This window comes from endosymbiont DhMRE of Dentiscutata heterogama, from assembly GCF_002888635.2.
Classification (GTDB): Bacteria; Bacillota_I; Bacilli_A; order Mycoplasmatales; family CGIF01; genus CGIF01.
Genome location: NZ_LN828718.1, coordinates 13624 through 28077 on the forward strand (window position 1 = coordinate 13624; position 14454 = coordinate 28077).

General features: G+C 34.4%; 11 protein-coding genes. 7 read left to right on the forward strand and 4 right to left on the reverse strand.

What is annotated here, in order from left to right; translation table 4 throughout:
- Positions 1-149 precede the first annotated feature (149 nt).
- The 4 genes from tmk to DHMRE_RS00395 are packed head-to-tail and all read left to right on the forward strand — an operon-like array spanning position 150 to position 4737.
- Positions 150-1829 (forward strand): dTMP kinase, encoded by a 1680-nt coding sequence (tmk, locus tag DHMRE_RS00380; protein ID WP_322632423.1) that lies wholly within the window; start codon positions 150-152, stop codon positions 1827-1829.
- A 58-nt stretch (positions 1830-1887) separates the two neighbouring features.
- The gene (locus tag DHMRE_RS00385; RefSeq protein WP_322632424.1) at positions 1888-3414 is read left to right on the forward strand and encodes an ATP-binding cassette domain-containing protein; all 1527 of its coding nucleotides are present in this window, start codon (positions 1888-1890) and stop codon (positions 3412-3414) included.
- A 14-nt stretch (positions 3415-3428) separates the two neighbouring features.
- On the forward strand, positions 3429-3860 hold the full coding sequence (locus DHMRE_RS00390) for a hypothetical protein (protein ID WP_322632425.1): 432 nt from the start codon (positions 3429-3431) through the stop codon (positions 3858-3860).
- A gap of 1 nt (position 3861) precedes the next feature.
- A complete protein-coding gene (locus tag DHMRE_RS00395; RefSeq protein ID WP_322632426.1) occupies positions 3862-4737 on the forward strand; it encodes a thymidylate synthase in 876 nt (291 codons plus the stop codon).
- Positions 4738-4783: 46 nt separating this feature from the next.
- Here DHMRE_RS00395 and DHMRE_RS00400 read toward each other — a convergent pair whose 3' ends face one another.
- Entirely contained in the window at positions 4784-5566 is a 783-nt protein-coding gene (locus DHMRE_RS00400; protein WP_322632427.1) for a hypothetical protein, read from the reverse strand.
- Positions 5567-5891: 325 nt separating this feature from the next.
- Between DHMRE_RS00400 and DHMRE_RS00405 the strand changes: the two genes are divergently transcribed.
- The 3 genes from DHMRE_RS00405 to argS are packed head-to-tail and all read left to right on the forward strand — an operon-like array spanning position 5892 to position 8995.
- Entirely contained in the window at positions 5892-6908 is a 1017-nt protein-coding gene (locus DHMRE_RS00405; protein WP_322632428.1) for a hypothetical protein, read from the forward strand.
- Between the two features lie 15 nt (positions 6909-6923).
- Entirely contained in the window at positions 6924-7310 is a 387-nt protein-coding gene (locus tag DHMRE_RS00410; protein WP_322632429.1) for a transcription antitermination factor NusB, read from the forward strand.
- Between the two features lie 35 nt (positions 7311-7345).
- Positions 7346-8995 carry an arginine--tRNA ligase gene (gene argS / locus DHMRE_RS00415; RefSeq protein WP_322632430.1) on the forward strand — a complete coding sequence of 550 codons (1650 nt, stop codon included), beginning with the start codon at positions 7346-7348 and terminating at the stop codon, positions 8993-8995.
- 729 nt (positions 8996-9724) lie between these two features.
- On the opposite strand, the gene DHMRE_RS00420 is transcribed toward argS, so the two are convergent.
- The 3 genes from DHMRE_RS00420 to DHMRE_RS00430 all read right to left on the reverse strand — a co-directional run bounded on the left by DHMRE_RS00420 (position 9725) and on the right by DHMRE_RS00430 (position 14297).
- On the reverse strand, positions 9725-11326 hold the full coding sequence (locus DHMRE_RS00420; RefSeq protein WP_322632431.1) for a lecithin retinol acyltransferase family protein: 1602 nt from the start codon (positions 11324-11326) through the stop codon (positions 9725-9727).
- Between the two features lie 179 nt (positions 11327-11505).
- Positions 11506-12447 (reverse strand): hypothetical protein, encoded by a 942-nt coding sequence (locus DHMRE_RS00425; RefSeq protein ID WP_322632432.1) that lies wholly within the window; start codon positions 12445-12447, stop codon positions 11506-11508.
- A gap of 185 nt (positions 12448-12632) precedes the next feature.
- Entirely contained in the window at positions 12633-14297 is a 1665-nt protein-coding gene (locus DHMRE_RS00430) for an AAA family ATPase (protein WP_322632433.1), read from the reverse strand.
- Positions 14298-14454 lie beyond the last annotated feature (157 nt).

Genomic DNA, 14454 nt, shown 5'->3' on the forward strand with positions numbered 1-14454 from the left:
TCTAAAAATTCCCTCCAAAAAAATAAGGTCATTTTTTATCCATATTTCCAACTAAAAAACACAAAAAAATCTATCTCTCTTTGCCGCCTTTCTGACCCAAATTTGGGAGAGAAAAATTTTCTTTCCGGTTGGCTAAAATAATTAAATATATGTCATTGCTAATCACCCTGGAAGGAATAGACGGCAGCGGTAAAACTACCCTAGTCAGTAGCCTCAAAAAAAGTGGTGAATTAGACCTCATAACTCATAATTGACGGGACACCGAGTGAGGGCAAAAAATCTGATGTTTGCTTAATGAATCCCGCGGAGCCGAAAAAAATGGTTTACCTAGCAATTGAAGTTATATTTTTCTGATTTTAGTGGCTTTTGACGAATTAGTGAAAAGAGTAATCCAACCTAATTTACGAGAAAATAAAGTAGTTATTATTGATAGATATATCGATAGCACTCTGGTTTATCAAGGCTTAGCTGGTGGCTTGGAAATCGGTACCATCCAAGAAGTTGCTAAAAAGACGATCGACTTGCCTTGGCCTGATGTTACTTTTGTTCTCGATATTGACCCCGCTAAGGCTCAAGATAGATTAAAAAAAAGAAAATTAGCCACTGGTGAATATACCAATTGAGATAAATTGAACTTAGAATTTCACCATCGAATAAGAAATTACTATTTGGAGTTGAAAAAATATTTTCCGGAAAGGATTCACATAATTAATGCGGATCGAAGCGAAACCGAAATATTGACCGAAGTTCAGGAAATAATTAAACAGACTCGTGCACCCAAAAGTGAAGCCCGCTTGCCCCAATCTGTACGAGTAATTATCCAAAATGAAAAAGGGGAATTTTTGCTAGTAAAAGATAAATGAGGCTGGAACTTCCCTGGTGGTAAAATCGAGCCTGGAGAAACGCCCGAAGCGGCTGCCTGCCGCGAAGTATTTGAGGAGACTAATTTAACGATAGAAAATTGTCAAAAAATTGCTGAAGAAAATGTGTTCTATGCTAATTTACCTCCAGGAAATCGGCACTGAAAAGTCCATTTTTTCCGGACCCAAAAATATGCGGGGGAAATAATTATTAAAGAGACTGAAAAAATATTAGGCATTAGATTTGTTGATAGTAATTTTACTAGCCCCAAGACCAAAGGTCACCAGCCCTACCAGTTTTATCTCGAAAAAATCCGCAAGTTCGAAAAATATGCTGGCGGCCAGGGCAATCCAGAAAAAACGAAAAACGGCACAAAAAACAGCAAAAATACTCTCATAATCATCGCCGGAGGCAGCGGCACCGGCAAAACAACAGTAGAAAATTTACTAGCCCAGGACCCAAATATTGTTAAACTGGTTTCAACCACCACTCGCCCACCCCGCACCGGAGAAAAAGAAGGTCAAGACTATTATTTTATTAGCAAAGAAACCTTTCAAGACGAGCTAGAAAAAGGTCGGTTTTTGGAGCATGTCATCTATGATAGCAATTATTACGGAATCCATGGCAAAGTAGTTGATTTAATATTAGGAACCCAAAACAAGCATGGAATTATTATTGTGGATGTGGCCGGTTTTCGGCAAATCAAAAAATACTGCCAAGAAAAAGGATACAACACCATTTCTTATTGATTTAAGGCTGAAAATGTGGAAAAAATGGTCGAACATATGAAAAAAAGAGGCACCAGCGAGCCAGAAATTCTTCGGCGCCTGATTATTGCTGAAAAAGAAGAAAAATTTGCTGCAGAGTTTGATCATATTTTAACAATCAAAGAAAACGATTTAGTCACCACTGCCCAAAAAATTAAGGAAAATTTGAGTCATGAAATAGGTCAATATAACGAAAATTAGTGCCAATTTACTGTTCTTGTACTTTTATACTTTTAGTAATTTTGAAAATTATAAAAATATGACAGAAATAAATAATATGAATGCTAATAAAAAAAGTAAAACCAAATTAAATTGATGAACGATAACCAACATTTATCGCAAAGAGACAGTTATTTTTTACTTGCTAACCACTTTAAGTTGTTTAAGTAGTTTTCTTATTTCAAGAAATAGTTTTAGTGCCGTTTATAACGCCCTAAAAGAGGGCAAAGATCCCTACCAATTTAAGTGAGACATCGGTTTTAAAAACTTTGGTGAATGGCAATTTGGAGATAACTGAAAAAAATTTTTGCTGGTTATGGGCATTTTTATAATAATTTACTGTGCGATAGTGGTCGCCCACGTTTATTATGGCTATTATTTTGCCAATAAAATTACAACAGCAACAAAAAAAAAAACTATTAGGAAATTATTTCGTTTACAAAATCTCCAGGCCAAAAAAAAATCCCTCTCTGTATTAACTCATAATATTCGGACTTTTGCTTCCCTCGTAGTTTATGTTCCTAATCAGTTATATTACTGACTGCTGGGTGTTTCCTTGACTTTTTATTCCGCTTTCAAATACCGAGAAGAAGTGGGGGGTGCCATGATTTGGCTAGGTGTCGGTTTTTTTCTTCTCTGCACTGCCATAATTATCATTTTCCAATACTTACATTACAAAAAAGATTTAGAATTCCAAAAGCCGTTGGAAAAGGAAACCGAAAAAGAAGAATTTTTAGTCAATCACCGTGACCTGATTATCAAAAAAAGCCTAACTGCTGAATATGAGAAAAATTACGCTCGTTCGTTAGAAAAATCTCATACTGCTGAAAATAAACGGGATTGGATTTTCACTCTCTCTTTCGTAGTGCCATCCTATTCTCTACCAAAATTCGCTCCTTTTTTCCTCTTTCTCTTTGTTAAGAATAATCCCAGCAAGCCGGTTTTTAATACTGCTAACAGCCTGATTGGATTAGCCGACGATACCAAAAAAATGGCCGAAAGACTAAGGATTTACCCCTTCGGGCTTTCCGCCCAAAAGCAGATTAATGATTTTCTGGCTGAACCAGAACGAGACGACATTCAAAAAAATGTTCTCGTTTCCGAACCAGTGGAAAACATAACCCTCCAAAAAGTAAGTTTTGCCTATCAGAAAAGTAAATCGGTGCTAAAAAAAGTGGATTGAGAATTTCGCCGCGGTCAGGTTAACCACCTAACCGGTGAAAACGGCTTCGGTAAGAGCACCATAATCAGTCTAATTATGGGATTATATCAGCCCAATCAGGGGCAAATATTAATTAATAATAAATATAAATTAAATGAAATAAATCTAATAGCGTGAAGAAAAAAAATTGCTTATGCCGAACATGAAAATTTGGTGGAAAATGGTTTGTCGACCGGTCAGAAGCAGCGGGCGGACCTCAACAGTCTTTTGGCAACTAGCGAAAACAAGGAAATATTTATTTTTGACGAAGCCGATAATGCTCTGGATGAAAAAAATAAAAAAGAGTTTCGCCAAAAAATAGAGAAAATTAGCAAAAAAAAGTTAGTCATTTTGATAAATCATTAAAATCCTATTATACTATGTCAGAAATTAGTAGTAAAAAAACCCAAGCCGAAAAGATATTGGAAACTATTGAAGCCCAGTTGCGAAGCCTTATCGCTGAAAAAAAAGCGTTAAAAAAGAAATTTTTGGATAAATTGAAAGATTTAACGAAACAAGAAAAAGAAAATAAAGATTGATTTGATGATAATTGACGGGAAGCCGAAAGAATTGAAAATAAATTAATGCTATTGTGAGATTACTGAAAAAGGGAGGTGGAAATATTACAATTAGAAAGAAAAATTACAGCCGGGGTGTTGCCGACCGAGCGGGAAGAAATAATGAAAGAAATCCAAAAACTTAATGCTTACAATATTACTTTGCAAAAAGCGTTTAGGCAGAAAAAAATTGATGCGGATGTAGTAACCGAAATACGAAAAAGATTAGGTATTTGGGAAGAAAAAGAGGATTAAAGTGGGAGAGAAGCAGTATTTAGACCTCTTGGTCGAAATAATGAAAAATGGAGCCAAAAAATCTGACCGAACCGGAGTTGGAACCAAGGCTTTATTTGGCTGCCAAATGCGGTTTGACCTCCGTCAAGGATTCCCCTTACTGACTACTAAAAAAGTCAATTTTAAGGCTATCATCCACGAACTTTTGTGGTTTATTAAGGGCAACACCAACATTAAATATTTGGTCGATAATGGCGTAAATATTTGAAATGAATGACCTTTCACCAAGTATAAAAATTCTTCTGATTATCAGGGGGAAAGTTTGGCCGAATTTAGAGAAAAAATTAAAAATGATAATGAGTTTGCCAAAAAATATGGTGAATTAGGTCCGGTTTATGGTAAACAATGACGTAATTTTGGAGGTGTGGACCAGTTAAAAGAATTAGTGGAAAACCTAAAAAATAATCCTCTTTCCCGCCGTCATATCTTAACGGCTTGAAATCCACCGGAAATTAAGCAAATGCTTTTGCCGCCTTGCCATCTATTAGCCCAATTTTTTGTTTCGGAAAATAATAAATTGTCCTGTCTGCTATATCAAAGAAGTGGCGATATGTTTCTAGGAGTGCCGTTTAATATTGCTAGTTATAGTTTACTGACTGCCATGCTAGCCCAAGTTTGTGGTTATGAAGTAGGAGAATTTATTCACGTCATTGGTGACGCCCACATTTATTTAAACCATTGCGAGCAAGTACAAGAGCAGTTAGGCCGCAAACCCAAAAAATTACCAACCCTCAAACTCAACCCTTCAATAAAATCGGTTTTTGATTTTCGTTTTGAGGATATTAGTTTAGAGAATTATGAGTCCTATCCTCCTATCAAAGCCCAAGTGGCGGTTTAGAAAGTAAAAAATAGAATCACTTGCTTAAAAAACTCCTAAAATTATGTTAACAAATTAATTTTTTGGTTGTTGAATAACTATTTAATATTTTTTGGATAATCGCCTTTTTCATTTGAAGTGAATAATCAGCCCCATTATTAACCAATTGCACCAACATATCCAATACTTTGAGGGCTTGGGGAGTTATGTGAAATTCATCAAAAATAACCCCTTCGCCAGTGCTTCATAATAGGTAAATATTTTTGCCAGTGCATAAGTATTGAATAAGCAATTGAATTTCAAAAATAAGTAGTGCCAGCGGGCTATCATTAGCCTTAATATTACTAGTTTTCAGTTCAATAATGTAATCCTGAAATTCTAAATCGACATAAGTGGCCAATAATTCGTCTTTGTAAAAAACATGATGAAGTTTTTCACTACCCAAAAAATGTCCCAATTTTAGTGATTTATTCTTTTTCAAAAAATTAATTGTCTCGTGAATTCTTTTGTCTAATTTATTTAATTTGGCAACTTCGACTAAATCAACAAAGGAGGGATGATTACCGCTCTGCACAAACGTTTGAACCGCATCGTGAAAATTTTTTCCCCTTTCAGCGGCTCTGAGAAGAATATATTCAGGAATTTCTTCGTATTCTATTTCTCGCAAAATCCTAGTAAGGGTGCTGGCACTCAGTGCCTTCTTTCCCCCATGGTGCGGCCACAATCTACCGGTTTTTTCGATAACCGAAAATTCCACCTCGGGTCGGGGTTTGCCAGGGATAAATTCGTTGTTGAATCCTTCTGGAGTTTTAGTTAATTGCTTATCGTTTAAGTTTGGCTCTTTGTTCATATTAAGTTATTTTAGCCAAAAATAGAGGGCAGAAACTTTGGACTTTTATAAAGCAAGACCACATGGCTAATGAAAAATTTAAAACCGTCTTGTTTATCAGAAGAGGAATTTGGGGTAAAATAATAAGTGCAGGTATACAGGTGGATATCAAAAATTATATATTATGGTAGTTCAAAATCACCTCCTATACATCGATGGCAAAATATTACAAGATCATTTTTTTGAGCCTCGAAATCTGATGCGGTCCAAGATAACAAACTCGACCTTACCAAGCCACTGAAAAACCCCCAAAAGTATGCTTAATTAATTCACTAAAAAGACAAACATGGATAATTCTGAAACAATACCCACAATTTTAATAGGTTTAGAAGTTCATATCACTCTGGCTAGTCAAAAGAAAATTTTTAATTGAGAAAGGACTTATAATGGTGATATTCCGCCCAACAGCCAAGTGGGACCTTGAGAATTAGGACATTTAGGGGTTTTACCTATAATTAATCCCGAAGTTGTTCTTTTAGGGCTAAAATTGGCTGCGGCTTTGAATATGAAAATTAGTCCCTCCGTTCTCTTTGACCGCAAAATGTATAATTATTTTGATTTACCCAAGGGCTACCAAATTACGCAACAAGAAACCCCCTTGGCAACGCAAGGCCATTTGCCAATTATTCTACAAAATCGGACAGTCAAAATACCCATCAAAGTTCTCCAATTAGAGGAGGACACGGCTAAAAGTACTTACTCTTCTTCCGGAGTTAAATTAGACTTTAATCGGTCTGGCAACCCCTTAATCGAATTAGTTACCGAACCGGTTTTTAAGCAAGTAGAAACAGTTTTAATATTTATTAAACAATTACAAAATCTTTTGCGTTATTTGGAAATCTCCGAAGCCAAAATGGAAAAAGGACAATTAAGAGTGGATTTAAATTTTTCACTGCAATTAGGAGAAAATTATTCCACTCCTCGCTATGAAATAAAAAACCTAAATTCGCTAGCCAATATTGAAAAGGCCCTCCAACAAGAAGTTAACAAGCACCAATCGCTGTTTTCTGAGGGACAAAAACCTCCTCCTAGTCAAACACTCGGATTTGACGAAGCCCATCAAACTACTGTTACTCACCGCGAAAAAACTAATTACTACTACTTGCCAGAAGTCAATATCCCCCCCATTAAAGTTTCCTCTAAAGAAATCAAAAAAATCGTTCAAAATCTCCCTCCTTTACCCTGAAAGAAATGAGAACAATTAACCAAAAACGGGGTCAATCCAACCAAATTAAACCTGCTTATCGAAAAGCCTCTGCTTTTAAAAACCATTATTTTTTTAGAGAAAAAAGGTAAATTTTAAATTATATAAAAGCAAATGTTCCGTCTTGACAAAAGAAAAATTTTTCTCCTCTATCATTATTACTTATTAGGTAAAGTTCCAAAAATTGTTCCGGAAAATGAGAAAGAAAAAGCGAGAATTGTTTGACTTAACGATTGTCTAATCCAAGAAAAATTTCTCCAAGAAAAAATTACCAAAAAAATGAAAACCGGTTGAGCATTTTTTCGTTCACCTCCTTTGGAAAGAGCCATTTTAACTTATGCCACTTACGAGTTGTTGTGCGGAAATAAGGCTGATTTATATAAAATGATAATCGACCAAACCGTTAATTTTAGTAAGTCCTATTTAGGGAAAGATAAATATAAGTACATCAATAAAATATTAGATTCAATAAGTAAAGAGAGAAATGTTTGCCCGGTCTAGGTTTTCAAGACAAAAGATAAAAATTTCTTTATAGAATGGGAGAAAAAAGTTTAAGTTTTAATAATTTGCTAGCCACTTGAAAAAAACTAGCCGCGCAGTATAATATTGCTTGAAAAAATTCTTTTATCCAATGAGAATTACCACCTAATATCACGGCAGACTTTGCCTTGACTTTGGCTTTGCCAATTTCCCATAAAACTAAACAAAAGCCTCCTAAAATAGCCAAACAAATTATAAAAATAACCGACTGCCTGGATTTAGAATATACTATCACTACCCAAGGCTATATTAATTTTCGTCTCCCTACCGCCTATTATCAACAATTTCTTAACAAGACATTAATCCAGACTGGCCAAAATTTCTGGGGAGAAAAAAAAAATTTTCGTCTAAATATTGAGTACGTTTCGGCTAATCCGACTGGTTATCTCCATTTAGCTCATTTTCGCCATGCGGTAGTTGGCAACACACTAGCCAATATTTACCAATTTTGTGGTTATCCAATAACCCGAGAATACTACATTAATGACCGCGGAGGACAAATTACTTCCTTAATTAATTCAATTTATCATTTTTATCACCAGTTGCAAAATGTTACTCCGACCAAGATGGGCCAAATAGAATATGCGGGAGAAGCCAGCCAAGAAATCGCTCGTCAATTAATAACCAAATGAGATAGCAAATATATTAATCGAGAATTAAACAAGGAGGATTTTATTACTTGAAAAAAAGAAATTTTAGAGTTAATTTTAGCCAGAATCCGCCAAGATTTAGAAAAATGTGGAGTTAAATTTGATGTTTGATTTTCCGAAGCGAGTTTATACGAAAAAAAAGAGCATTTAGAATTATTAACCGAATTAGAAAAAAAAGATTTGGTTTATACCCAAAACGGAGCAACCTTTTTTCGCAGTAGTCGCGGGGGTGACGACAAGGACCGAGTAATTATCAAGCAGGACGGAGATTACACCTATTTTTTTTCTGACATTCTTTATCATTTAAACAAATCTAAAAGGGCTGACAAATTAATTAATATTTGAGGGGCCGACCACCATGGAACCATTGCTCGCTTAAAAAGCGCTTATCAATTATTAGGTCACAAGCCAGAAAATTTACAAATAATCTTAGTGCAAACGGTCAATTTACTCACTAAGGATGGCCCGGCTCGATTTTCCAAACGAGCAGGCAATACTATTGAATTAGCCGAAGCCTTAAAATATCTACAATTAGACCAATTAAAATTATTTTTACTAGAAAAAGACCCTAATCAGCCCCTTTCAATTAATACCGAATTACTGAAGGAAAACCAAGAAAAAACGCGACTTTATTATATTCAATACGCCCACGCTCGCTGCCACCAGATATTCCAAAAGGCCAACGAAAAAAATATCGAACGAATTGGTTCCGGTATTGACTTATTAACCGACCAAGCAGAAAGAAGTATATTTAATTTATTAATCCGTTTTGTTTTTGTTTTAGAAAATGTCATTGAGGAAAATAAATCTCACCATTTAATTAACTATCTCTATGAATTAGCCCGAATCTGACAAATTTATTATCAAAATAGCATCATTTTAGAGTCAGAAAGCCCTGAGTTGACGTCCCAAAAACTTCTCTTAGTCAAAAACATTCAAATAATTTTAAAATTGGGGCTTGAATTGATGGAAATAAAAGCACCCGAAAGAATGTAATTTTAATCCTTATACCTCCGCCTCATTTAAATAAAATAAATCAGCAATCAAATTCCTAATGAAATAAAAGAGGAATAAAGAAGAAATCTCATAATCCACGCCGATCAAACATCGTTTTCTACTTCCAGTAGACTAATTCATCTTTTTTAGATTTGTTAGTAATTTCTATTTTTAATTCTTTCTTCACCGAGAGGATTTTTTTTGTGACTATACGTCCCTAAGGAGAAAAACAAACTTACTAATTCTAACCAGAGAAAAAACAAAAAGAGAAATAATTAGCAATAATTTAATAAAAAGTCCAATTGTTCATGTCTTTTTTTCCAGAAAATCAAATATGATCGTAAACAAGAAATAAAAAGCAATCGGCGCTACTAAAAAACTAACCGCTGTTATTCAACTATTTGCTTTTAGACTAGCAGGAAAGAAAAAAAGGAATGGAATAGAATAAAGAGTAAAAGCAAGGGTAAAAAAAACCAACCTCATTAAAAATAAACTTTCATTCAAGAAGGGTCTTGTTTTTTTCATAGCCACGATGCTGATTACATTATTCTACAAGTTTTATATGGAATTTCTATCATTATATACTTTATTTTTTTCGTCCTCTTTGTCTGCCTCGTAATAAAAAATAAATGATTAATCCGATAACAACTATCACTATTGACGTCAGCAACCCTTTAATAAACCCGTGAAAAAAACTTCAAAGTATTTGACTAGAACCCATTATCCTGCTTACATTATCCGACAATTGTCCTTTGGCGGAACTTCTATTAACGCTTCGATTGTCTTAGAAAGGTCATTAACTTTTTGCCCCAACTTATTATTAGTTTCATTTATTTCATCAGTTAACTTAATAGTTGAACTTTTACCATTATTAATTTCGGGGTCTGGTATCACAAAAAGTCCCAATAACCCTCCCCCTAATGCTCGTCCAGTTCGATGAGCGTTTATGATTTTAAATTTGTTTTCCTCTATTTGCTCCGAATAATTTATTCCATATACTATCATGTTAGCAAAATGTTCACAATTGCGATTTGTTAAATTATAGTTGTTCTTTCTAAAGTCAACATCTACTGCCCAAGCAATTTGCTTAATTATTTTCTTATAATGTTTGAAAGGAATAATTGGTCGATAACGAATTATGTCATCTTTTCCTAATCATGCTGTTCCATCATAATAACTCTCAAAAAATTCTCTCCAACTATGAATTCTTGTTCCTTTGAATTTTTTTGAAAAATTGCAAACCTTACCATTTCCTAAGTATATCCCCACATGTTCATAGTCTCCTTGACCTACTTTAATGAGATCTAGCGGTTTAAGGCACTTATCTGGATCGCTTGGAGGAACTTTTGCATTTGTATTTTCTGGATATCCACCAGGATCGCCATGTTCAGGGTCTCCTCAATCAATGTAAACTTTTGTTCCTCTTTCGGATATTTCTTTCCTTGATACATAAGGTTCTTTAATAATATCGCTAAAAGCAGTATAACTATCAGTCGAGGGATGAACTGCCAAAATTGGATTCTCTCCATTCAACTCATTTCTTAAACTATTAGCCCTGCTTTTTGCACTTTCTAAACTATTCTTATCATAACCAGAGTTAATTTCAAATGTTTTCAATATTTCACTTTTACCTTGTTGGGCTGGTTCATAAACCACTACGAACACACTATAACAGTCATTGTGGTGATTAATCACTGTCGCTACATTATAATTCGATCATCAGGTCTTAAACCGGATAACTTCTTCAATGGCTCCGGAGATTTTATCCTTTGTTTCGCTTCTTTGTTTGATTAAAGAGGCTAAATGATTTTGGTATCCAACTATCCCCTCTTTTAGTTTTTTTCAATCATTTTCTGACGGAATTTGAATGGGAGCATTAATGTCCAAACGTTGTTGTCTCCCCCTTTCATCCAATACTTCATTAAGTCCGAGTAGAAAACTTTTTAATCGAGGATGGCAATTGTTAAAATTAATCCCTACTGCCTTTATCCAGTTATAATATTCTTGTTTTATTTCTTCACGGAAATAATATGGATTATTACTAAGTTGATTATACAAATCCAACAATGTCATAGTAAAATATTTTCCGTCATCTTCTAGATTATTAAATTCCTGTGCGTTAGGATTTAAAAATTTATTTTCTCTAATTTGTTTTCTTTGTTTTCAATCTGGATAATAACCAGTTAATTCAATGTATCTTTCTAAAAGTTCGATGGTTCTGTTAAATGTTTCATGAGTTTTTTCTAATTCAGATTTAGATACTTGTTGATGTTGAATTTGTTGTAAGGATCCTCAATATTTTTTTTCATATTCATTTTCATTTTTTCGCATAATAAACTATTTTACTTTTTTTTAGACTATTTGACCAATAAAAATATCCAAATAATTTTAAAACTAGGATTGGGATTAATGGGGATAAGTACTCCAGCTAGAATGTAGAAATTATTTTTTATCCTCGCCAGACAAAACCTTTTGCTTATTTTTAATCCTGACAGATAAAATATTTTCATCTATTTTTCCTCTCGCACCTTGTAAATAGTAAGAACCGGCTGTAAATCAAATTTTTTGTTTTTCAGTTTCGGGTCGTTGGTTGAGATAGTTTTAGTTTGGTGGGGAGGAGGAATTTTTTTCTTCATTTTTTCGGCTAGTTGTCATCGTTTAAAAAATAAATGTTCAACAATTCTCATTTTAGTGGCTAAATCCTTAGTCCATTGATTTAGTTCGGTCAGATTAGTCAGGTTGGGGAATTTTTTACCATGTTCTACGATAAAAGGATTAATTTCCCCTTCAATGTAATCTATTATTTTTTGTCATTGCTCCTCTTTTTTTGGCCTTTTTTTGCCGCCTCCTTGTTTTTCGCTGGTGGTAGCACTTTGTAAAGTTGCTTTTCAGTCTATTTCCCCATTATTTTTGTATTCTAAATCAAAAGCATAAGATAAAAAAAATAATTCCAATTCAGCCTCTCTTGGGGCTTGGTCAAATTTAGATTGGTCGGGAGGATTAAGAGACCAAAAAATGTCTTGTTGATATTTTTCACCAATTTTTTCAAAAAATTTTACAAATCCTCACACGTTATCTTCTTCTGTTTCCTCTTTTCATTTTCTATCGTCAGGTTTTATTCGCTGACTATTTTTGACTAAACTTTCTTCTATTTTTTGTCGGGTTCAATTATTACCTCCCCAGTTGGCAATGGCTTTAATTATCTCCTCTTTGGCTTGGGCTTCGGAAATATCAGGGGAAGGAGTTGGGATGGAATAATCAGAAAAACCTCATTCGGGATTAGTATATTTACTGGGTGAGGATGGTCAATCTTCTTCATTATCCTCGTCATCTTCGTCCGAAGAATCATTTTGGCTTTTCGATTTCTTTCAAAAGAAAAAAAATGTTCCTCCAATTATTAGTAATAGGACTATGAGGCCAGCGATAATGTAATACTTTTTTTGAATTTTCATTTTTTGCATTTTTGATTATTGTAAGTTTTGGTTTTTATAATATTAAAGTGTTATTTTATTCGGTAGATAATTTTTGCATCTTAGTCTAACTGAAAATATTCTTATTTATTTCTCTTAACTCCTTTCTACTTTCTGACTTTTTATCGGCAATTTGTTGTTAAATTGGGAATTTGTTTTTTTTCCTTCTATTTGACTAATCGGGAGGTCCGGAATTGGTTGTAGAGAGCCGAGACTGTTTTTTTTTTTTTTTTTTTTTTGAACTTCTTAGTGAAAATCCAACCAAGATAATAGCCAAATACCAGCAATATTACTCCTCCGCCAATTATTCAAACCACGTCTTCGCTTCCGAACTTGTTTTGAGAAGTATCCTGACTACTATCTTTCTGAACTTGCCGAAATTTTTTGTCAATGTCTCTTATGCTCGATTTTATTTGTTGAGAAAGTGCTCTTTGCTCCTCAGAGCCGTTTTGTAGTTTGCTACTTTGCTCTATTCATGCCTCTTTTTGCTCTTGTCAAATTTTTTGAATGGTCTCATAATTTTCTTTGTCAATAATGCTCGTGAATTGTTTCGTTTTTTCTTCTAATTCACAAAGAACACAAGTTTTTTGCGGACTCCGCAAAGTATCTTTTTGGTGTCGAGGACAATATTCTTTATTATTCTCACTAAATTCTAACGGTTTAAATAATTGTAAACTAAGCGGCCTTTTCTTTAAATCCTCATTCTCTTTTTCCAATTCTTCAATATGTTTTCTTAATTTATCTTCCTCAGTTTCTTCTTTTTTTTCTGGTTCTTCGGGAATTATCTCATTTACTTTTTCTTTATTAATGACAATCTTGGTTTCGGTTTCACCTTTTTCATTCTGACGGGCCCATTGGCCGAAACACCAGCGAATTATTTCCTCAATTTTCTGTTTCAGTTGGCGGACACCTTCTTCCTTGGTTTTGCTGATTAAAGTTTTTAAGGCTTCCTCCTCGATTTCAAATAGTTCTTTGTTAGCGTTGTCGTAATACTTCTTGAAAGTTTTATCAATGATTATTCGACTAATTTTCGCTTTTTGTTCTTCGTTATAGCCTTTTAAATTGATAATTTCCAAACGACTTTTTAAGGGACTTGGTATTTTGTCTAAATCGTTCGCCGTCAAAATGAAAGTAATCTCACTAATATCCACGGTTACATTGATATAATGGTCAGTAAATTCTTCGTTCTGTTCAGGGTCAAGAATATGGAGAAGAGCATCTGTTAAATTGCCTTCTTGGTGACTTTTGCCGCCTTTTTCCACCTCGTCAATTAAAATAACTGGGTCGCGGCTATCAGTCTCACGAATAGCATTGACAATTTGGCCCACCCTAGACCCAACAAAATTCGGTTCGGAACCAGTAATAACTTGGGGGTTGCTTGTTCCTCCCACATTGATACGGTAAAATTTGCGACTCATGGCCTCCGCGATTTTCTCAGCAAAAAAGGTTTTTCCCGTTCCGGGTGGACCAACAAAACACAAAATTCGGCCTTTTTGGGTGCTATTGATATTCTTCGCTTTGGCATACCTTTCAAACATCAAAATATTTTCAATGTCCTCTTTCTGTTTGGCAAATCCCTCCACCTCAGCAAATGATTGGTTAATTGAATCACGGCTAATCTCTTGGGCGAAAGTTTTCTTATAACTTTCCTTAAGACTGTTAAGTATCCACCAAAGTGATTTTTCTTTGTCGGACCCGTAATTTCACTGCCATTCTCCAGGGATTTGTTGCCCAGTAAAAATGTCTGTATACCCCGGTTTTCACTTGGCGTGGTCGTTTAAGAGTTGGTCCTGTTTTTTTTCCAGACGGTCAATAGTTTCTTGGTAGTTCATATTTTATTTGGCTTTTTTGAAAAAAAAATACTTTTTTTTCACGCAGTCGGCATGATTTTCTGACGTAAAATATTCTCCTCCTCTTGTAAATATTATACCAAAGATAAGATAAAATTGCTTGATTATTGGATCAAAACATCCCTCCTTATTAACTGAA